The organism is Streptomyces sp. NPDC006372 (genome assembly GCF_040612515.1).
In the GTDB taxonomy this organism is placed as follows: Bacteria; Actinomycetota; Actinomycetes; order Streptomycetales; family Streptomycetaceae; genus Streptomyces.
The window spans coordinates 293141-313950 of record NZ_JBEXQJ010000001.1 but is presented as its reverse complement, the minus strand read 5'-3'; the positions used below and the strand labels follow the sequence as shown (position 1 = coordinate 313950).

The 20810-nt window shown below is 69.6% G+C and carries 19 protein-coding genes; 12 read left to right on the top strand and 7 right to left on the bottom strand.

The features are described 5' to 3' along the window. Positions 1–102: 102 nt before the first annotated feature. From ABZ016_RS01430 to ABZ016_RS01420, 3 genes are all read right to left on the bottom strand, one after another. On the bottom strand, positions 103–963 hold the full coding sequence (locus ABZ016_RS01430; RefSeq protein WP_356915030.1) for a DUF4429 domain-containing protein: 861 nt from the start codon (positions 961–963) through the stop codon (positions 103–105). 66 nt (positions 964–1029) lie between these two features. Further along, a complete protein-coding gene (locus tag ABZ016_RS01425; protein WP_356914485.1) occupies positions 1030–2238 on the bottom strand; it encodes an alpha/beta hydrolase in 1209 nt (402 codons plus the stop codon). Positions 2239–2311: 73 nt separating this feature from the next. Then, complete coding sequence (locus ABZ016_RS01420) at positions 2312–2944, bottom strand: TetR family transcriptional regulator (RefSeq protein WP_356914484.1); 633 nt, start codon at positions 2942–2944, stop codon at positions 2312–2314. 115 nt (positions 2945–3059) lie between these two features. Here ABZ016_RS01420 and ABZ016_RS01415 point away from each other — a divergent pair, with 115 nt between their 5' ends. Both ABZ016_RS01415 and ABZ016_RS01410 read left to right on the top strand, forming a co-directional pair. Further along, on the top strand, positions 3060–4685 hold the full coding sequence (locus ABZ016_RS01415; RefSeq protein WP_356914483.1) for an MFS transporter: 1626 nt from the start codon (positions 3060–3062) through the stop codon (positions 4683–4685). Positions 4686–4921: 236 nt separating this feature from the next. Beyond that, a complete protein-coding gene (locus ABZ016_RS01410; RefSeq protein WP_356914482.1) occupies positions 4922–5233 on the top strand; it encodes a small hydrophobic protein in 312 nt (103 codons plus the stop codon). Positions 5234–5296: 63 nt separating this feature from the next. Here ABZ016_RS01410 and ABZ016_RS01405 read toward each other — a convergent pair whose 3' ends face one another. Together ABZ016_RS01405 and aceE are read right to left on the bottom strand one after the other, a co-directional pair. Beyond that, a complete protein-coding gene (locus ABZ016_RS01405; RefSeq protein ID WP_356914481.1) occupies positions 5297–6031 on the bottom strand; it encodes a potassium channel family protein in 735 nt (244 codons plus the stop codon). Between the two features lie 81 nt (positions 6032–6112). After that, positions 6113–8860 (bottom strand): pyruvate dehydrogenase (acetyl-transferring), homodimeric type, encoded by a 2748-nt coding sequence (aceE, locus tag ABZ016_RS01400; protein ID WP_356914480.1) that lies wholly within the window; start codon positions 8858–8860, stop codon positions 6113–6115. Between the two features lie 418 nt (positions 8861–9278). Between aceE and ABZ016_RS01395 the strand changes: the two genes are divergently transcribed. From ABZ016_RS01395 to ABZ016_RS01365, 7 genes are all read left to right on the top strand, one after another. Next, positions 9279–9716: a DUF3052 domain-containing protein gene (locus ABZ016_RS01395; protein ID WP_356914479.1), complete on the top strand. Its 438-nt coding sequence runs from the start codon at positions 9279–9281 to the stop codon at positions 9714–9716. Between the two features lie 154 nt (positions 9717–9870). Beyond that, positions 9871–10329 (top strand): peroxiredoxin, encoded by a 459-nt coding sequence (locus ABZ016_RS01390; RefSeq protein WP_356914478.1) that lies wholly within the window; start codon positions 9871–9873, stop codon positions 10327–10329. Positions 10330–10476: 147 nt separating this feature from the next. After that, entirely contained in the window at positions 10477–11052 is a 576-nt protein-coding gene (locus ABZ016_RS01385) for a TerD family protein (protein WP_356914477.1), read from the top strand. Between the two features lie 116 nt (positions 11053–11168). Continuing rightward, complete coding sequence (locus ABZ016_RS01380) at positions 11169–11744, top strand: TerD family protein (RefSeq protein ID WP_356914476.1); 576 nt, start codon at positions 11169–11171, stop codon at positions 11742–11744. Positions 11745–11869: 125 nt separating this feature from the next. Next, positions 11870–13015 carry a DUF475 domain-containing protein gene (locus tag ABZ016_RS01375; protein WP_356914475.1) on the top strand — a complete coding sequence of 382 codons (1146 nt, stop codon included), beginning with the start codon at positions 11870–11872 and terminating at the stop codon, positions 13013–13015. Positions 13016–13144: 129 nt separating this feature from the next. Further along, positions 13145–13879, top strand: a complete 735-nt coding sequence (locus ABZ016_RS01370; protein WP_356914474.1) for a Tellurium resistance — start codon at positions 13145–13147, stop codon at positions 13877–13879. Positions 13880–13888: 9 nt separating this feature from the next. Further along, the gene (locus ABZ016_RS01365) at positions 13889–14449 is read left to right on the top strand and encodes a GNAT family N-acetyltransferase (RefSeq protein WP_356914473.1); all 561 of its coding nucleotides are present in this window, start codon (positions 13889–13891) and stop codon (positions 14447–14449) included. Here ABZ016_RS01365 and ABZ016_RS01360 read toward each other — a convergent pair. Next, positions 14436–15341, bottom strand: coding sequence for a TerD family protein (locus ABZ016_RS01360; protein ID WP_356914472.1), 906 nt, complete (start codon positions 15339–15341; stop codon positions 14436–14438). The two genes, ABZ016_RS01365 and ABZ016_RS01360, sit on opposite strands and share 14 nt — an antisense overlap. Before the next feature lie 228 nt (positions 15342–15569). On the opposite strand from ABZ016_RS01360, the gene ABZ016_RS01355 reads away from it, so the two are divergent. Genes ABZ016_RS01355 through ABZ016_RS01345 form a run of 3 tightly spaced genes read left to right on the top strand, consistent with a single transcriptional unit; the run spans position 15570 to position 20072 of the window. Beyond that, positions 15570–16736: an HpcH/HpaI aldolase/citrate lyase family protein gene (locus tag ABZ016_RS01355; RefSeq protein ID WP_356914471.1), complete on the top strand. Its 1167-nt coding sequence runs from the start codon at positions 15570–15572 to the stop codon at positions 16734–16736. A 4-nt stretch (positions 16737–16740) separates the two neighbouring features. Further along, complete coding sequence (locus tag ABZ016_RS01350) at positions 16741–19263, top strand: phosphoribosyltransferase (RefSeq protein ID WP_356914470.1); 2523 nt, start codon at positions 16741–16743, stop codon at positions 19261–19263. Then, positions 19263–20072 carry an HAD family hydrolase gene (locus tag ABZ016_RS01345; protein WP_356914469.1) on the top strand — a complete coding sequence of 270 codons (810 nt, stop codon included), beginning with the start codon at positions 19263–19265 and terminating at the stop codon, positions 20070–20072. The genes ABZ016_RS01350 and ABZ016_RS01345 overlap by 1 nt, the downstream gene beginning before the upstream one ends. On the opposite strand, the gene ABZ016_RS01340 is transcribed toward ABZ016_RS01345, so the two are convergent. Continuing rightward, entirely contained in the window at positions 19993–20775 is a 783-nt protein-coding gene (locus ABZ016_RS01340; RefSeq protein WP_356914468.1) for a DedA family protein, read from the bottom strand. The genes ABZ016_RS01345 and ABZ016_RS01340 overlap by 80 nt on opposite strands. Positions 20776–20810 lie beyond the last annotated feature (35 nt).

Below are 20810 nucleotides of genomic sequence, written 5' to 3'. Positions count from 1 at the left end.
GTTCTCAGGGGCGCGGGGCCGCATCGATATGCGGCTCCGCCGCGTGGGCGCGACCGGCCACAAGCGGCCCGCACCCGCCGGCGCGCAGCACCCCCGCAGACCCTAGAGTTCCGCCAACAACTCGGCCTTTTTGACCGAAAACTCCTCATCCGTCACCAACCCGGCCTGATGCAACTCCCCGAGATGCCGAATCCGCTCGGCGATGTCCGCAGGATCACGACGCGCCCCGCCGGCCGGCACGGCCGGCACCGGACTGGACGTCCGCGCCGCCGCCAGCACCGCCGCGGCGAACGGCAGGGACTCGTGCACAGGCCCGTACCCCAGCCCGAACACCACCGCGGCGGGATCCTGATCGGCCTGAGAGGCGGAGCCCTCAGCCCCGTCGCGCCGCAGCAGCCGCAGATGCCCTTCGAACACCTCCGGCGACCGCCACTCGACCCCGCTCAGCTCCCCGACGGAGAAGGTCTGGTCGCCGGCCTTCCACTTCGCCGACGACGCCCCCGTCCAGAACCAGCGGAAGTTCACGGTCCGCCCGTCGAAGGACGCCTTCCCGTCGTACGCCTTGAAGGACAGCGGTCCCTCCGGCGGCTCCACCAGGAACCGCTCCGACGGTCCTGACTCCGTCAGCAGCCCCCGCAACTCGTCGGCGTAGTACTCCGCGAGGACCTCCCGCTCCGCGGGCAGCACCAGCCGGTAGGGGTCGCCGCTCTCCTTCAGCTGCCCGGCGGCCGCCTCCATCAGCGGGTCCGCCCCGGGCCGCGGCTCCACGCGCAGCACGACCGTGCCGCGTTTGCCGCGTGTCAGCGTCACCCCGGCGAGCGCGTCCAGGGGGACACGCCGTTCCCCCAGCGCCTGGAAGAGCTTGGGTGTTCGAATCCCCCGTTCGTAGCGGATGAGCACGGAGTCGGACTCGAACTCCCAGGCGGCATGAAATCCGGCCAGTACGTCACCCATGCGGGTCATCGTATGCGGCACGCGCTCCTCCGTCCCCCTCCTGAGCAGACCGCAGTTTCTTCGCCTCTACGCGCGTCAGGCCGCCGCCGTGCCGGACAAACCGGTACGGCAGACGCCGTCTTCGTGCGCGCAGTGCACCGAGCGGTATGCGCCAACGCCGATCTCTGCGAAATTCATCAGACTTGCCGTACCCGGCTCGAAGTAGCCGGCGTGACCCTTCGCGCCCTGCGCCGACAGCACCCGCGCACCGAACCCGGAGGACACCGGGTCGGCCCCGTGGCCCAGCCCGCCGACCTCCAGGTACGGCACGTCCTGGATCCAGTCGTCGGCGTCCCGCATCGCCCAGACCCGGGCGCCGGTGTGCAGCTGGGCGGCCTTCTCGACGCGCATGCCCGGGCTGCCGGCCACCGCGATGTCGGACACCCGGCCCGGCATCCTGTGCGCGGCGACCCCGCACACCACGGAGCCGTAGCTGTGGCAGAACAGCGACACCGGCGACTTGCCGGGCAGCGCTCGCACCAGCGCGTTCAGCCGTACCGCACCCTCCTGGGCGCGCATCGCCGTGGCCGAGTCGATGCCGAGTCCGCTGGGTGCCGTGTAGTCGGCCCAGGCGATCACGGCGGTACGGGTCGAGGGGCTGGTCTTCCGCTCGGCCGTGTACAGCGACTCGGCCATGCCGACGGGCGCCGAGTACTTGCGGTTGGTGCGCTGGAAGGTGAGCAGGTCGGTGTCCACACCGGGCACCACGACCGACACCCGCTCCGCCTCGCGCAGGTCGCCGAAGACCTCTGCCACCCGGCCCGAGCCCTCGGGGTCGAAGGCGAGGACGTGGCGGCCCTTCTCCATGAGGTCCTCGAAGCGGTGCATGCGGCGGCCGGCGTCGTGCTGCCCGGCCGGGGTGAGGCGGTTGTCGCGCATGCGTTCCCGCTCGACGTCCCGCGCCTGGCCGAGCGCGACGCGGTTGGCGCGGTAACGCAGCTCGACCGGGGCGCCGTTCATGTTGCCGACCGCGAGCGGGTACGCGCGGACCAGGCTCGCGCGCTGCCGCTCGGTGAGCGAGGAGAAGAAACGGGCCAGCTTCGCCGGCTGGGACTGCGGGTCCGGCAGCCGGTGTCCGCCGATCCGGCCGTGCTCCCAGGCGGAGAGCGAGGCCTGCAGCGGCGTGTCGCCCCGCTGGTTGCGCAGGGCCGTCCAGCCGGTGGTCGCCAGCATCACGAACACGACGGCCAGAGCGAGCAGTGCGCGCCAGACGTTCAGTTGCGGGGAGGTGTCGAAGGAAGTCACTGGAAGGACACACTAGGAGAACGAGAGGGTCTCGCGTTAACCAAGTGACCGGGATCACGTTTCGGTGTATGTGCTAAGGGGAGGGCTCTGTACGCCAGTTCCCCGCCAGGGCGGGACCCACCTGATCCAGGTATGTCGCGGTGAGTTGGCGCATCGCGTCGAGGCTGAGGTCGTCCCCCGTGGACCACAGTCGCTCGGTGACACGAATCACCCCGCCGAACAGGGCCACGATGATCCTCGGACGCGGATCCGCGTCCACGTCGAGCCCCTCGCGCTCGGCGATGATCCGGGCGAGCTGCTCCTCCAGTTCCGCCGCCCGCCGCAGATGCGCGGCGAGCAGCGCGGGCGTGGACTCGATCACCCGGTAGACGCGCATGTGGAGCTCGATCGGCACGAGCTCCACGATGGCCGCGTTGATCGTGTCCCAGCTCTCCAGCACGGCCCGGCGCAGCGCCTCCAGCGGCGCCTCGCCCGGCGGGCGTGCCCGTACGGCCTCGACGACGTGTGTCTCCGCGAGCCGCGGCACGAAGAACGCCGTCTCCTCCTTGCCGGCGAAGTAGCGGAAGAAGGTGCGCTGCGAGACGTCGGCGGCCGCGGCGATGTCGTCCACGGTCGTCTCCTCGTACCCGCGCGTGGCGAACAGTTCCAGGGCGGCGCGCAGCAGCGTGTCCCGGGTGCGCCGTTTCTTGCGTTCGCGCAGGTTCAAGAGGGGCCTCTCGTCTGAAGTGTTTCCGCAGCTCAGGCTAGCTCGCGGTGTCGTGACAGTTACCGACTTGTGAATCCGTTTGTCAATTGTCAGTGGCTGTCATTAGCCTCGCGGTATGACTAGTCAGACCACCATCGACACGACGGGGTCGGGGGGCAACTCGCCGGCGGGTCCGTCGGACGCGACGCCGGGCAAGGGGCTGCGAGGGCACCCCTGGCTCACCCTCATCACCGTCGCTGTGGGGGTCATGATGGTGGCCCTCGACGGCACCATCGTGGCCATAGCCAACCCGGCGATCCAGAAGGACCTCGGCGCCACCTTCGCCGAGGTGCAGTGGATCACCAACGGATACTTCCTCGCCCTCGCGGTCTCCCTCATCACCGCGGGCAAGCTCGGCGACCGCTTCGGCCACCGGCAGACCTTCCTCATCGGCGTCGTCGGCTTCGCCGCCGCCTCGGGCGCCATCGGCCTGTCCGACAGCATCGCGTTCGTCGTCGTCTTCCGCGTCCTTCAGGGCCTGTTCGGCGCGCTGCTGATGCCGGCCGCGCTGGGCCTGCTGCGGGCCACCTTCCCGGCCGAGAAGCTCAACATGGCCATCGGCATCTGGGGCATGGTCATCGGCGCGTCCACCGCGGGCGGTCCGATCCTCGGTGGCGTGCTCGTCGAGCACGTCAACTGGCAGTCGGTGTTCTTCATCAACGTGCCGGTCGGTGTCCTCGCCGTCGTCCTCGGTGTCTGGATCCTCCTCGACCACCGGGCGGAGAACGCCCCGCGCTCCTTCGACCTCCTGGGCATCGCCCTGCTGTCGACCTCGGTGTTCTGCCTCGTTTGGGCGCTCATCAAGGCCCCGCCGTCCGAGTGGGGCTGGGGCGACGTCAAGACGCTGTCGTTCCTCGGTGCCTCCGTCCTGGGCTTCGCGCTGTTCGCCTTCTGGGAGACGAAGGTGAAGGAGCCGCTGATCCCGCTCGCGCTGTTCCGCTCCGTGGCGCTGTCCGCCGGTGTCGTGCTGATGGTCCTGATGGCCATCGCGTTCATGGGCGGCCTGTTCTTCGTGACGTTCTACCTCCAGAACGTGCACGGCATGAGCCCGATCGACGCGGGTCTGCACCTGCTGCCGCTGACCGGCATGATGATCGTCGGCTCGCCGCTCGCCGGCGCGATGATCACCAAAGCCGGCCCGCGGATCCCGCTCGCCGGCGGTATGGCGCTCACCGCGATCGCCATGTACGGGATGTCGACGCTGGAGACGGACACCGGCAGCGGCATCATGTCGCTCTGGTTCGCCCTGCTCGGTCTCGGACTCGCGCCGGTGATGGTCGGCGCGACCGAAGTCATCGTCGGCAACGCCCCGATGGAGCTGTCCGGCGTGGCGGGCGGTCTCCAGCAGGCCGCCATGCAGATCGGCGGCAGCCTCGGTACGGCCGTGCTGGGTGCCGTGATGGCGTCCAAGGTCAACAGCGACCTCGCGGGCAACTGGGAGAAGGCGGGACTTCCGCCGCTGACGCCGGAGCAGGAGCACCAGGCGTCCGAGGCCGTCCAGGTCGGTGTCCCGCCGCTGGCGCCGGGGACGCCGGACGCGATCGCCGCGAAGATCACGGGCGTCGCGCACGACACCTTCATCTCCGGCATGAGCGCGGCGTCGCTCGTCGCGGCCGGGGTGGCCGTGGTGGCGGTGCTGGTCGCGTTCCTCACCAAGCGCGGTGAGAACGCGGAGGCCGGCGCGGGCGCCGCGCACATCTGACGGTCCCCTACGGTTGCGTTCGCCTATCAGGGTGAACGCAACCGCAGAACCCTCCCCTCCGGCACGTATCGCAGGTCACAGTGGGTCAAGTCCTCCGCAGGGCATGGAGGATGGACGCTGCGGCGCGCTGCTGGAGGGGGGTGGCGCGCAGGCAGCGGGATTAACGCGTACCGACGGGGTACCCGTCATTCCATACCCGAAGAGAACCCCAACCGATAGAGGGTTTACGGGAGTTGATGATGGCGAGCTTCGGACACGGTACGCGCAGGCACCCCCGCTCACGTGGCCGGAAGTGGTCACGGGCCGGGACGGATCGCGCGACGCTCGGACTCATCGGAGTCATCTGCGCGGTTGCCGGATTTTTCGTGCTGGGGATCATCCTCGGCCCCGCGGCGATCGTCTGCGGCTGGCTCGCCATGGGCCGCACCTGGGCGGGCTCCCGCCCCGCGACGGCAGTGGTCGCCCTCGTCCTGGGCGCCATCGACACGCTCCTGGCCATCATCTGGCTGGCCGGAGCGGCAACTCCGGGCAACGGCATGCTGTTCTGACCCGGGGATGTGAGGGAAGGGCCTCCGGCGATTCAGCCGGAGGCCCTCCTTCATGCCCCGCCGCTAGTCGACCGATGTCCTCTTGAGCGCCGCCACCTCACCCCGCAACGCCCGAACCTCTGCGGCCAACTCCCGAATCGCCTCGGTCTGCCGCCGCTCCTCCACATCATCCTTCTCGAACCGCGCGATGAACCACGCCGCGATGTTCGCCGTCACCACACCCAGCAGCGCGATCCCCGACAGCATCAGCCCGACCGCGAGCATCCGCCCCAGCCCGGTCGTCGGCGCATGGTCCCCGTACCCCACCGTCGTCATCGTCGTGAAGGACCACCACACCGCGTCCCCCAGCGTCCGGATGTTCCCGTCCGGCGAGTCCCGCTCCACCGACAGCACCGCCAGCGACCCGAACATCAGCAGCCCGACCACCGCACCGGCGACATACGTCGTGAGCCGGATCTGGGAGGCCATCCGCGCCCGCTGCCCGACCAGCAGCAGCGTCGACACCATCCGCAGCAACCGCATCGGCTGCAGCATCGGCAGCAGCACCGCCGCCAGATCGAGCCAGTGCGTCCGTACGAACGTCAGGCGCTGCCGGGCGAGCCCGAGCCGTACGACGTAGTCCAGCGCGAACGCGCCCCACACCACCCACTCGACGGCGGTGCACACCTCCACCACGTCCCGGCTCGCGTCGGGCCGGACGATCGGCACGGCATAGGCGACGGCGAAGGCGAGGGCCAGCGCGAAGAGCGGCCGCTGCGTGTGCTGTTCCCAACGGAGTTGGGCGGACTGCTGCTGCATGGCCGAATCGTAGAAAACGTGAAGGGGTGGTGGGCCCACGGTGTACCCGTGAGGCGCACCACCCCTTGACGGTGGTCCGCGTTACGCGTCGCCGCCCGCGACCCCCGGGTCGGCCGCCGACGCGTCGAGCAGCTGGTACCGGTCGATGGCCTGCTTGAGCACCGAGCGGTCGACCTTGCCCGCACGCGCCAGCTCGGTCAGCACCGCCACCACGATCGACTGTGCGTCGATGTGGAAGAAGCGGCGGGCCGCGCCCCGGGTGTCGGCGAAGCCGAAGCCGTCCGCGCCCAGCGACTGGTACGTCTGCGGCACCCAGCGCGCGATCTGGTCCGGAACCGACCGCATCCAGTCGGACACGGCCACGACCGGCCCCTGCGCGTCCGCCAGCTTCCGCGTCACGTACGGCACCCGCTGCTCCTCCTCGGGGTGCAGCAGGTTGTGCTGCTCGCAGTCCACGGCCTCGCGCCGCAGCTCGTTCCAGGAGGTCGCGGACCAGACGTCGGCCTTGACGTCCCACTCCTCGGCCAGGATCTTCTGGGCCTCGATCGCCCAGGGCAGCGCCACGCCGGAGGCCAGGACCTGGGCCGGGATCGAGCCCGCCGTGCCCTCGCTGAAGCGGTAGAGGCCCTTGAGGATGCCGTCGACGTCCACGTTCTCGGGCTCTGCCGGGTGCTGGATCGGCTCGTTGTAGACGGTCAGGTAGTAGAAGACGTCCTCGCCGTGCGGGTGCTCCTCGTCGCCGCCGTACATCCGGCGCAGACCGTCCTTGACGATGTGGGCGATCTCGAAGCCGAACGCCGGGTCGTACGCCACACAGCCCGGGTTCGTGGAGGCCAGCAGCTGAGAGTGGCCGTCCGCATGCTGGAGGCCCTCACCGGTCAGGGTCGTACGGCCGGCGGTCGCGCCCAGGACGAAACCGCGCGCCAGCTGGTCGGACATCTGCCAGAACTGGTCGCCGGTGCGCTGGAACCCGAACATCGAGTAGAAGACGTAGACCGGGATCAGCGGCTCGCCGTGGGTCGCGTAGGCCGAGCCCGCGGCGATCAGGGAGGCCGTGCAGCCCGCCTCGGAGATGCCGTCGTGCAGCATCTGGCCGTTCGGCGCCTCCTTGTAGGCGAGCAGCAGGTCACGGTCGACCGACTCGTACTGCTGGCCGAGCGGGTTGTAGATCTTCGCACTCGGGAAGAACGAGTCCATGCCGAACGTGCGGTACTCGTCCGGCGCGATCAGCACGAACCGCTTGCCGATCTCCTTGTCCCGCATGAGGTCCTTGAGGAGACGGACGAAGGCCATCGTCGTCGCGATGGACTGCTGACCCGAGCCCTTCTTCACGGTCGCGTACGTCTTGTCCTCGGGCAGCGGCAGCGGCTTGGAGCGGACCACGCGTGTGGGGACGTAACCGCCGAGACCCTTGCGGCGGTCGTGCATGTACTGGATCTCCTCCGAGTCCCGGCCCGGGTGGTAGTACGGCGGGACGCCGGACTCCAGCTCCTTGTCCGAGATCGGCAGGTGGAGGCGGTCGCGGAAGCGCTTGAGGTCGTCGACCGTCAGCTTCTTCATCTGGTGCGTGGCGTTGCGGCCCTCGAAGTTCGGGCCCAGGGTCCAGCCCTTGATCGTCTTGGCGAGGATCACCGTGGGCTGGCCCTTGTGCTCCACGGCCGCCTTGTACGCCGCGAAGATCTTCCGGTGGTCGTGACCGCCGCGCCCCAGGTGCAGGATCTGGTCGTCGGTCATGCCCTCGACCATCGCGCGCAGCCGCTGGTCGTCGCCGAAGAAGTGGTCGCGGATGTACCCGCCGGTCTCCGTGGCGTACGTCTGGAACTGTCCGTCGGGCGTGGTGTTCATCTTGTTGACCAGCACGCCGTCGCGGTCCTGGGCGAGCAGCGGGTCCCAGGTGCGGTCCCAGACCAGCTTGATCACGTTCCAGCCGGCGCCGCGGAACACCGACTCCAGCTCCTGGATGACCTTGCCGTTGCCGCGCACCGGGCCGTCGAGGCGCTGGAGGTTGCAGTTGACCACGAAGGTCAGGTTGTCCAGGCCCTCGCGGGCGGCGAGCGTGAGCTGCCCCAGCGACTCGGGCTCGTCCATCTCGCCGTCGCCCAGGAACGCCCACACGTGCGACTTGGAGGTGTCGGCGATCCCGCGCGCGTCCATGTAGCGGTTCATCCGCGCCTGGTAGATCGCGCCGATCGGGCCGAGGCCCATCGAGACGGTCGGGAACTCCCAGAAGTCCGGCATCAGCCGTGGGTGCGGGTACGACGACAGGCCGTGGGGCGCCTTCGACTTCTCCTGGCGGAAGCCGTCCAGGTTCTCCTCACTGAGCCGGTCCAGCAGGAAGGCGCGGGCGTAGATGCCCGGGGAGGCGTGTCCCTGGAAGAAGACCTGGTCGCCGCCGAGGCCGTCGTCCTTGCCGCGGAAGAAGTGGTTGAAGCCGACGTCGTAGAGGGAGGCGGAGGACGCGAACGTGGCGATGTGGCCGCCGACGCCGATACCCGGGCGCTGGGCCCTGGAGACCATCACCGCCGCGTTCCAGCGGGTGGCGTTGAGGACCTTCCGCTCGATCTCCTCGTTGCCCGGGAAGAACGGCTCGCTCTTGGTGGGGATGGTGTTGACGTAGTCCGTGCTGCGCATCTCCGGCACGGCCACACGCTTCTCGCGGGCCCGCTCGATCAGACGCAGCATGAGGTAACGGGCGCGCTCCCGGCCGCGCTCGTCGACGGCGGCGTCGAGGGAGTCGAGCCACTCCTGCGTCTCTTCGGGATCGAAGTCAGGAACCTGACTCGGAAGGCCGCCAATGATGATCGGGTTGCGATCGGATGCGGAAGCCACGCTGTTCCTTACCTGTCAGAGGGCCTGCGAGGGCCGCTGTTTCGCTGTCGTCGCCGGGGCGTCGTCGCTGGGGGGCGCGCCGCTGTCCATGGTCCACCTCGGGGCCGGGAAACGTCATCTCTACCGAGCGGTAACCCAGACGTGAGATCGACTCCGTGACGTATGGGGCGAATACCTTCGAGTCTCGTACCCACAGACGATTCCCAAACGCCCAAACAGGGCAGAAAGGTGTGGTGTACGTCACCTCGGACCATGATGGTGTGCCTGGAGTTGCGGCGACACGGCCAGGATCGTCACCGTTTCGGCGGTCTGAACGGCCGGGTACTTGCGCGATCCGTCCCGCCCGTGTGGACTACGGCCAATGCTTCGCGCACGCGCGTGGCTGAGATATTCCCAAGACATGATCAGGAGGCAACCCGTGAGCGCGACCGCGGACCACGCGGAGGAGCGGACGAACCCTGCCGCCAGGCTGGGGTTCCAGCCCGGGCAGGTGGTCCAGGAGATCGGCTACGACGACGACGTGGATCAGGAACTCCGCGAGGCGATCGAAGGCATCGTCGAGGGCGACCTGATGGACGAGGACTACGACGACGTGGCCGACGCCGTTGTGTTGTGGTTCCGTGACGACGACGGCGACCTGACGGATGCGCTGGTCGATGCCACCACGTACATCGAAGAGGGCGGTGCCATCCTGCTCCTCACGCCGAAGACCGGCCGTTCGGGCTACGTGGAGCCGAGCGACATCTCGGAAGCCGCCACGACGGCGGGTCTGACGGCGGCCAAGAGCGTCAGCGTCGGCAAGGACTGGAGCGGCAGCCGGCTGGCCACGCCCAAGGCCGCCAAGTCCAAGCGTTAGCCGCACGGCGCGTACCAGCGCCGGCCGCACGACGGGCCCGAGCGGCAGTCGTACGGGAAGGGCGGGCCGACGCCGTCGGCCCGCCCCTCGGTCTGCGCCGATGTCTGCGTAGGGTGGTCCCACCGTCAAGCCCCAGGAAGGGACACCCACAACGATGGCGATCCAGGTCGGCGAGAAGGCCCCTGACTTCGAGCTCAAGGACAACCACGGCGCGAGCGTGAAGCTGTCCGACTTCCGCGGTCGGAAGAACGTGGTGCTCCTCTTCTACCCGTTCGCGTTCACCGGCGTCTGCACCGGCGAGCTGTGCGAGTTGCGCGACAACCTGCCGCAGTTCTCCGACCGCGACACCCAGCTGCTCGCCGTCTCCAACGACTCCATCCACACCCTGCGCGTCTTCGCGGAGCAGGAGGGCCTGGAGTACCCGCTGCTGTCGGACTTCTGGCCGCACGGCAACGTCTCGCGGGCCTACGGCGTCTTCGACGAGGACAAGGGCTGCGCCGTGCGCGGCACCTTCGTCATCGACAAGGAGGGCACCGTGCGGTGGACCGTCGTCAACGGCCTGCCGGACGCGCGTGACCTGAACGACTACGTGAAGGCGCTCGACTCCCTGTGACGCCGGTCGGGCGGCATGCGCTCGACACCCGCTGAAATCTCGGCTTCAGGGCCTGCGTGGGGCGGGAACCCGTCACTAGGATCGACTCGTTGATCCGACATCCGAGCACAACGGGGCATCCCGCCCCAGAACACCAATGGAGGACTCGTGGGAGTCAGCCTCAGCAAGGGCGGCAACGTATCGCTGAGCAAGGAGGCGCCCGGTCTGACCGCGGTCATCATCGGTCTGGGGTGGGACGTCCGCACCACGACCGGCACGGACTTCGACCTGGACGCCAGCGCGCTGCTGCTGAACAACTCCGGCAAGGTCGGCAACGACCAGCACTTCATCTTCTTCAACAACCTCAAGAGCCCGGACGGCTCCGTCGAGCACACCGGTGACAACATCACCGGTGAGGGCGAGGGCGACGACGAGCAGATCAAGGTCGACCTCGCCGGCGTCCCGGCCGACGTCGAGAAGATCGTCTTCCCGGTCTCGATCTACGACGCCGAGACCCGCCAGCAGTCCTTCGGCCAGGTCCGCAACGCCTTCATCCGCGTGGTGAACCAGGCCGGCGGCGTCGAGATCGCCCGCTACGACCTGAGCGAGGACGCCTCCACCGAGACCGCCATGGTCTTCGGTGAGCTCTACCGGCACGGCGCGGAGTGGAAGTTCCGCGCCATCGGCCAGGGCTACGCCTCGGGTCTGCGCGGTATCGCGCAGGACTTCGGTGTGAACGTCTGAGCCACCTGAAAGGCCCTGCTCGCGGGGCCTGAGGGTCTTTCGTCCGGCGCCGCACGGTTTACGTGCGGCGCCGGACGTGCAGGACCACCTGAGAAACACCATTCGGGGAGGGAATCATGGGCGTCACGCTCGCCAAGGGAGGCAACGTCTCCCTGTCCAAGGCCGCACCGAACCTCACTCAGGTGATGATCGGGCTCGGCTGGGACGCGCGCTCCACCACCGGAGCCGACTTCGACCTCGACGCCAGCGCCCTGATGTGCGGCGGCGGACGCGTGCTCGGGGACGAGTGGTTCGTCTTCTACAACCAGCTCAAGAGCCCGGACGGCTCGGTGGAGCACACCGGTGACAACCTCACCGGTGAGGGCGACGGCGACGACGAGTCGCTCCTGATCGACCTCTCCAAGGTGCCCCTGCAGTGCGACAAGATCGTCTTTCCGGTCTCGATCCACATGGCCGACGAGCGGGGGCAGACTTTCGGCCAGGTCAGCAACGCCTTCATCCGGGTCGTGAACCAGGCGGACGGCCAGGAGCTCGCCCGCTACGACCTCAGTGAGGACGCCTCCACCGAGACCGCCATGATCTTCGGCGAGGTCTATCGCTACCAGGCCGAATGGAAGTTCAGGGCCGTCGGACAGGGGTACGCGTCGGGGCTGCGGGGCATCGCGCTGGACTTCGGGGTCAACGTCTCTTGACGCGATATGAGCAATAGTCGGGGCCCCCTGGGCTGCCGAGGGGAGACGACTAGACTTCGGCTTCAAAAGTTCGTAAAGCCGGGTACGGCGCGGGGGAGCCCCGTACACACACGATTGGGTAGCCAGTGGTTCTGAAAACCTTCGGGTGGTCGTTCGCGGTCACCGCGCTCGGCCTGGTCGCGGCGGTCCTGTTCGGCGGGTGGACCGCGCTCGGCATCGTCGCGATCCTCTCCGTCCTCGAGATCTCGCTGTCCTTCGACAACGCGGTGGTCAACGCCGGGATCCTGAAGAAGATGAATGCCTTCTGGCAGAAGATCTTCCTCACGGTCGGCATTCTGATCGCCGTCTTCGGCATGCGGCTGGTCTTCCCCGTCGTGATCGTCGCGATCAGTGCCCAGCTGGGCCCGATCAAGGCTGTCGAGCTCGCTCTGAACGACAAGGACCGCTACCAGCAGCTGGTGACCGACGCTCATCCGTCGATCGCCGCCTTCGGTGGCATGTTCCTGCTGATGATCTTCCTGGACTTCATCTTCGAGGACCGGGACATCAAGTGGCTCGGCTGGCTGGAGCGCCCGCTGGCCAAGCTCGGCAAGGTCGACATGCTGTCGGTCTGCATCGCGCTGATCGTCCTGCTGATCTCGTCGATGACCTTCGCCACCCACGCCCACCAGCACGGCGGCACCCACGTCGACAAGGCGGAGACCGTCCTGCTCGCCGGCATCGCCGGTCTGATCACTTACATGATCGTCGGCGGTCTCTCCGGCTACTTCGAGGACAAGCTCGAAGAGGAGGAGGAACGCGAGCAGGAGGCCGAGGAGGAGGCCGAGCGCAGCGGCAAGCCCCGCTCGGCGGTCCAGCTGGCCGGCAAGGCCGCCTTCTTCATGTTCCTCTACCTCGAGGTCCTGGACGCGTCCTTCTCCTTCGACGGCGTGATCGGTGCCTTCGCCGTCACCAACGACATCGTCCTGATGGCCCTCGGCCTCGGCATCGGCGCCATGTACGTCCGGTCGCTGACGGTCTACCTGGTCCGCCAGGGCACCCTCGACGACTACGTCTACCTGGAGCACGGCGCGCACTACGCGATCGGCGCGCTCGCCGCGATGCTGCTCATCACCATCCAGTACCAGATCCCCGAGATCGTCACCGGCTCCATCGGCGTCATCCTCATCGCCGCCTCCTTCTGGTCCTCCGTGCGCCGCAACAAGGCGCTTGCGGCGGCCGAGGGAAAAGCCGACGCGGACGAGAAGACTGAGGTCTCGTCCGGGGTGTGACACCCGTCCGGGTGAGGAACGCTCTGAGCGGGGCGGCTGCCGAGGCGAGTCCTCGGGGCCGCCCCGTCGGTCGTCAAGGGCCGTGGGCACGACGGTGACCCGCGGTCTCCGAGTGAACGTGGGGGCGGAATGGGCCTGTTCGACGGACTCCGGCGCGGCGATGTGCAGTTCGACTCGGGCCATGCGGCAACCAACGCGATCGAACTGACCAAGCGGCGCGCTCAGATATCGCTCACCAAGCAGGACGCGGCCACCGGCCATCTGCGCGTCAATCTGAGCTGGCGGATGCGCACGTCCGACATCGGCGGCCCGCAGCGCGAGAGCCTGCTGCGGCACCCGTTCCGGGCGCTCAAGCCGCCGGAGGTCGTCGGCCACAGCCAGAGCATGGTCAACGTCGACCTCGACCTGGGCTGTCTGTACGAGCTCAAGGACGGCACCAAGGGCGTCGTCCAGCCCCTCGGGGGCTACTTCGGCGACGTCAACGCCCCGCCCTACGTCAAGCTCAGCGGCGACGACCGCTTCGGCTCCGGGTCGGGTGAGACCATGTACATCAACCTCGACCACCGCGACGACATCAAGCGGCTCCTGGTCTTCGTCTACATCTACGACCAGACCCCGGCCTTTGACCGCACCCACGCCAGTGTCACGCTCTATCCGAGCAGCGGCCCGCGCATCGAGATCCACCTCGACGAACGCCAGCCACAGGCCCGCTCCTGCGCCGTCGTCATGATCGAGAACGTCAAGAACGAGATCGTGGTGCGCCGCGAGGCGAAGTTCGTCTACGGCTTCCAGGCCGAGCTGGACCGGCTGTACGGGTGGGGGCTGCAGTGGGGCCGGGGTTACAAGACGAAGGTCGACCGCTAGGGTCCCCGGGTGAATGATCTACGCCTCCGCCCCGCCACCGAGTCCGATCTCGCCGCCCTCGTCCGCCTCCGCGACGGCGCGGCACGGTGGATGCTGACCCGCGGCGTCACGGGGCAGTGGCGGCCGGGAGAGCTGGGCGAGGACCACTTCCACCGGGTCATGGCGCACGGCGAGATCTGGCTCGCGGAGTCCGGCGGGCTCGTCGCGGGCGCCTGGGAGCTGTGGTGGGAGGACGAGACCGCCTGGGGCCCGCAGCCGCCCGTGGCCGGATACGTGCACCGGCTCATGGTGGACCGGAACACTGCCGCGCCCGGCACGGGCCGCTCGCTGCTGAGGGCCGCGGAACACCGGGTCGCGGCCGTGGGACGCGCCCGGGTGCGCCTGGACTGCCTCGCCGGCAACGCACAGCTCAACGCCTACTACCGGGCGGCCGGGTACCGCGTCGTGGGCCGCACGGAGGGCAAGCCGCAGCCCGGCGGGCCGCCCAAGGCCTTCACGCTGCTGGAGAAGGACCTCCGGCAGTCCGGGGAGGGCGGCGACCAGGGCTTCCCGGTTGTCAGCGGCCGATGAACTGCGGGCCCTGCGGGGGCAGCCGGAGGTCCGGGTCGGGGGCCGCGGCGGCGACGGGCTGGGGATAGCCGTATCCCGACTGTGCCCCCGTGACCCCCGCCGTGGCCGGCGCCTGGGGGTAGCCGTAGGCGGGCTGGCCGGCGGGCTGCGGGTAGCCGTAAGCGGGCTGGGTCGTCGCCGGCTGCTGGGGCGGATAGCCGTAGCCGGGCTGCGCGGGCACCGCGGACGGCTGCTCCGGCGGCAGCGGCCGGGACACCTCGGCGGAGGACTGGGCCGGGGGATGCTGGATGGTCGCGGCCGTCGTCGGGGGAGTGGGAACGGTCGTGGTCGCCGGTTCCGCCAGCGCCTCCGACTCGTCCACGGAGATGCCGTAGTCGGTCGCGAGCCCCTCCAGCCCGTTCGAATAGCCCTCGCCCAGCGCCCGGAACTTCCAGCCCTCCCCGCGCCGGTACAGCTCACCGCAGATCAGCGCGGTCTCCTCGCCCGTCTCCGGCTTGACGTCGAAGTACGCCAGCGCCTCCGCCCCGGTGCCCGCCGCGTCGTACAGCAGAATGCGCAGCGCCTGTACGCGGTCGAAGGTCACGCCGTCCGCCGAAGCGACCAGCAGAATCCGGCTGACTCCCGACTCGACACCGGTGAGCTCTGTCTGGATCGTGTCGGTCAGGCCCTCGGCGACCCGCTTCTTGCCGAGCCGCCACACCTTCCCGGAGGGGTGCCGGGGCTGGTTGTAGAAGACGAAGTCCTCGTCGGAGCGCACACGGCCGTCGGGGCCGAGGAGCAGCGCGGAGGCGTCGACGTCCGGAACCCCCTGCCCGGGTGTCCAGCGCAGCACGGCGCGCACCGTGGTGGCTTCCAGCGGGACGTTCGACCCCTTCAGCATCGCGTGCGTCATGCGGTCATCCTGCCTTCTCGGTCCTGCTCACGACAACGCGGGGCCGCGGGGGCACGAGCGGCGCCGACGGCCGTCGCGGATTACCGTCGTCATGGCCGGGTCTGGCTGTGCTTGCCCGCGTTACCTGAAATTCATGCCTGACGGGAACCTTTGACGTGCTCTTGTACGTACTATTACCGGCCACGTTCCGACGATTCGTAGGTCGCACAACCGCCACGGGGGAGTTCCATGCGTCATTTCGGGCACATCGCCCCTGAGGTGCGGAAGCGTCTCTTCCATCGCGAGCCGAGCGTGTTCACCCCGGACTCCCCGGCCCGGCTGCTCTCCACCGCCCTGGGCGCCACGCTCTACAGCCCGGCGACCCGGCCGCGCCTCGCCGACGACATCCTCAAGCAGGCCGGGCGTGGCGTGGTCTCGATGGTGCTGTGCCTGGAGGACTCGATCGACGACGCGGAGGTCGGCCCGGGCGAGGAGAACCTCGTCCGCCAGTTCTCGAGTCTCGCCGGGCTTCCGGACGCCGACGTGCCGCTGCTGTTCATCCGGGTCCGTGTCCCCGAGCAGATCCCCGACCTCGTACGACGCCTCGGGCCGGCGGTACGGCTGCTGTCCGGATTCGTACTGCCGAAGTTCACCGCGGAACGCGGCATCCCGTTCCTCGAGGCGCTGGCGACCGCCGAGGCCGAAAGCGGCCGTCGCCTTTTCGCCATGCCGGTGCTGGAGTCACCCGAGCTGCTCTACCGGGAGTCGCGCGTGGAGACCCTGGAGGGCATCTCCCGGGCCGTCGACAAGTACCGCGACCGCGTCCTCGCCCTGCGCCTCGGCGTCACGGACTTCTGCTCCTCGTACGGGCTGCGCAGAGGCCCCGACATGACCGCGTACGACGTGCAGATCGTCGCCTCCGTGATCGCCGACGTGGTGAACATGCTGGGTCGGGCCGACGGCACCGGCTTCACCGTGACCGGGCCGGTGTGGGAGTACTTCCGGGTCCAGGAGCGCATGTTCAAACCGCTGCTGAGGCAGAGCCCCTTCCTTGAGGTGCAGGCCGCGGAACTGCGCGAGAAGCTGATTGAGCACGCCATGGACGGCCTGCTCAGGGAGATCTCCCTGGACCAGGCCAACGGCCTGCTGGGCAAGACCTGCATCCACCCCTCGCACGTGCTGCCGGTGCACGCCCTGTCGGTCGTCAGCCACGAGGAGTTCTCGGACGCCGAGGACATACTGCGCCCCGAGAGCGGCGGCGGAGGTGTCCTGAGGTCGGCGTACACGAACAAGATGAACGAGGTGAAGCCGCATCGGGCCTGGGCCGAGCGGACCCTGCTGCGTGCCGAGGTTTTCGGCGTGGCCGGCGAGGACATCGGCTTCGTGGAACTGCTGGCGGCGGGACTGCCGGGCTGAAGGCATGGACAAGGCAGACAAGGCGGAGAAGGCGGAGAGGGCAGTGAACGAGGGGGAGCATCCTGAGGTGCGCGACGAGGCCGACGGCATCTGGTCCGGTACCTGGGTCGCCGAGCGGCTCGGTGTCGAGCTCGCCGGCGACGACCGGCTGACCGGCCTGCTGGGGCTGGCGCTGCGCCGCAACCCCAAGCGCGCCCACCTGCTGGTGTCGAACGTGCTGGGCAAGCACGTACCGCAGTCGCCGTCCGTCGTCTACGGCTACGGCTTCGAGCTCGGCCGTCGGGTGCGTGAGCTGCTCGGCGACGACGAGGCCCGCCGGGCGGTCGTGCTCGGCTATGCCGAGACCGCGACCGGCCTCGGCCACTCCGTCGCCGACGGACTGGGCCTCGCCCCCTGCCTGCACTCCACCCGCCGGCCCGTCGCGGGAGTCGCCACGGCGGGCGGCTTCGAGGAGTCCCACTCGCACGCCACCTCCCACCTGCTGCTGCCGGAGGATCCCGCGCTGCTGACCGGTGACGGGCCGCTGGTGCTGGTCGACGACGAGTTCTCCACGGGGAACACGGTGCTGAACACCGTCCGGGATCTTCATGGGCGGTATCCGCGGCGGCGGTACGTCGTGGTGGCGCTGGTGGACATGCGGTCGGCGGCGGATGCGAGCCGTCTCGCGGATTTCGCCCGGGAGATCGGAGCGCGTGTCGATCTGGTGACGGCGGCGAAAGGGACCGTACGGCTGCCGGAGGGGGTGCTGGAGAAGGGGCAGGAGCTGGTGGCGCGGTACGAGGCCGAGAGTGCCGCGACAGGTGATCGGTCGTCTGCGCGAGCAACCCCCACCGGCCCGCAGCCGGGCGACAACCGCATAGACCTGTGCTGGCCCGCCGGGCTGCCCGACGGCGGTCGGCACGGATTCACACCCTCCCATCGGGAGCGCTTGGAAGCCGCCCTGCCCGCGATGGCGGCCCGGATCGCCGACGCGCTGCCCGCCGACGCACGCCGCGTGCACGTCCTCGGCTTCGAGGAGCTGATGTACGCCCCCCTCCGGCTCGCCCACGAGCTGGAGCAGATCACCGATGCCGAGGTGCGTTTCTCGACCACCACCCGCTCACCCGTCCTGGCCGTCGACGACCCCGGCTACGCGATACGCACCCGCCTCGCCTTCCCCGCCCACGACGACCCCGCCGACGGCCCCGGCGAGCGCTACGCCTACAACGTCGCGGGCGCCGGATTCGACGCCGTCGTGGCCGTCGTCGACTCGGCCGCGGACACCCCCGCGCTGCACGCGCCCGACGGACTGCTGGCCAGGCTCGCCGCGCACACACCGCGGGTCCTGCTCGCCGTCATACCGTCGTACGTTCCCGAAAGGCCCTCCATGCTGCCCGAGCCCCTCCGCGGCCCCGCCTTCTCCTCGTACGCCCCCGAGGAGGTCGGCTGGCTGCTCCAGGACCTCTCGGACGTGACGCTGGAGGCGCCGACCGAGGAGCGCGAGGAGGCGATCCAGAGCGGCGGCGCGCACTACGCCGAGTCGCTGCCGGTGGAGTACCAGCCGAACGTGCAGTACCAGCAGCTGTTCCACGCCGCGCTGGAGACCTCCGCGGCCCGCATCGCCCAGGCGGTCGGCGTGGTCACCGAGACGGTCCTCACCGAACGCGCTCCACGACGTCCCGTCCTGGTCTCGCTGGCCCGCGCGGGGACACCCGTCGGCATCCTGATGCGCCGCTGGGCCCAGCACCGGCACGGGCTCGACCTGCCCCACTACGCCGTGTCGATCGTCCGCGGCCGCGGTATCGACGCCAACGCGCTGCGCTGGCTCGCCGCCCACCACGACCCCCGGGACGTCGTCTTCGTCGACGGCTGGACCGGCAAGGGCGCCATCACCCGCGAACTCGCCCAGGCCCTGGAGGAGTTCGAGAAGTCCGACGGCATCACCGGCTTCAGCCCCGAGATCGCCGTGCTGGCCGACCCGGGCTCCTGCGTCCGGACCTACGGCACCCGCGAGGACTTCCTCATCCCCTCGGCCTGCCTCAACTCGACCGTGTCCGGCCTGATCTCACGGACCGTGCTGCGGGCGGACCTCGTCGGCCCGCGGGACTTCCACGGCGCCAAGTTCTACCGCGAACTCGCCGCCACCGACGTCTCGGTGACCTTCCTCGACGCCGTGTCCGCCCGCTTCCCGGAGGTCGCGGACGCGGCCTGCGCCCAGGCCAAGGAACTGCTCGCCGGCGACCGCTCGCCCACCTGGGAGGGCTGGGCCGCCGTCGAGCGCATCAGCGACGAGTACGGCATCCACGACATGAACCTCGTCAAGCCCGGCGTCGGCGAGACCACCCGGGTGCTGCTGCGCCGCGTGCCCTGGAAGGTGCTGGCACGCGCCGGGGCCGGCAGCGACCTCGACCACGTACGCCTGCTGGCCGAGCAACGCGGGGTGCCCGTCGAGGAGGTCGCCGAACTGCCCTACACGTGCGTCGGCCTGATCCACCCCAGGTACACCCGGGGCGCGACCGGCGCCGACGGCAAGGCGGTGACGGTCTGATGCCCGCACTCGTCGCGAGCGACCTCGACCGCACGCTGATCTACTCCGCCGCGGCCCTGGCGCTGACCATGCCGGACGCACGGGCACCCCGGCTGCTGTGTGTGGAGGTGCACGAGAGCAGACCGCTGTCGTACATGACGGAGACGGCGGCCCGGCTCCTCACCGAGCTGGGCGACGCGGCCGTGTTCGTGCCCACGACGACCCGGACGCGCAAGCAGTACCTGCGCATCAACCTGCCGGGTCCCGCGCCCACGTACGCGATCTGCGCGAACGGCGGCCACCTGCTGGTGGACGGTGTCTCCGACCCCGAGTGGCACGCGCAGGTCACGGCGCGGCTGGCCGACCAGTGCGCGCCGCTGGCCGAAGTGCAGGAGCACCTGCTGAGGGCGGCCGACCCGGTCTGGGTGCGCAAGCACCGGGTCGCCGACGACCTCTTCGCCTATCTCGTCGTCGAGCGCGAACTGCTCGACGAGGACTGGGTGAAGGAACTCGCCGTGTGGGCGGAGAACCGCGGCTGGACCGTGTCCCTCCAGGGCCGCAAGATCTACGCCGTGCCCAAACCGCTCACCAAGAGCGCGGCGATGCGGGAGGTTGCCCGGCGGACCGGGGCCGATCTCACGCTCGCCGCGGGTGACTCCCTGCTCGATACCGACCTGCTCCTCGCGGCGGACCGAGGCTGGCGGCCCGGCCATGGGGAACTGGCCGACACCGGCTTCACGGCTCCCTCGATCAAGGTGCTTCCCGAGCGGGGCGTTCTCGCCGGGGAGCGGATCCTGCGGGAGTTTCTGGGGGCAGTGCGGGGCGCCTGAGAACTCGGGTGTCCTCGTCGTAGTGCGGGTGCGGCTTCGTGGTGGCTTGTCGCGCAGTTCCCCGCGCCCCTTGAGGGCGTGTCTCCTTGGGGCGTCGTAGGAGCCGTACGGCGATGAACACCGCCACCGCCACCGCCGCCACGGCCAGGACCACCTTCGAGTAGGTGGAGACGATGTCCGTCACCTGGTGCCAGTTCGCGCCGAGGAAGTAGCCCGCGAGCACGAACGCCGTGTTCCAGATCGCGCTGCCCAGGGTGGTCAGCCCCAGGAACACCGGCAGGCGCATGCGCTCGACACCCGCCGGCACGGAGATCAGGCTGCGGAAGATCGGGATCATCCGGCCGAAGAACACCGCCTTGGTGCCGTGCTTGAGGAACCACGCCTCGGTCTTCTCGATGTCCGAGACCTTCACCAACGGCAGCCGGGCCGCGATCGCCACCGTCCGGTCACGGCCGAGCAGCGCACCGACCCCGTACAGCGCGAGCGCGCCGATGACCGAGCCGGCCGTCGTCCACAGCAGGACGGCGAGCAGGCTCATCCGTCCGCTGCTCGCGGCGAACCCGGCCAGCGGCAGGATCACCTCGCTGGGCAGCGGCGGGAACAGGTTCTCCAGGGCGATGGCGAGACCGGCACCCGGCGCGCCCAGCGCGTCCATCAGGTCGTTGACCCACTGCGGCCCGGCGTCCGCTGCGATGGCTGTCATGCCACCACGCTAGGAAACCGAAGCTGAAGGACTCC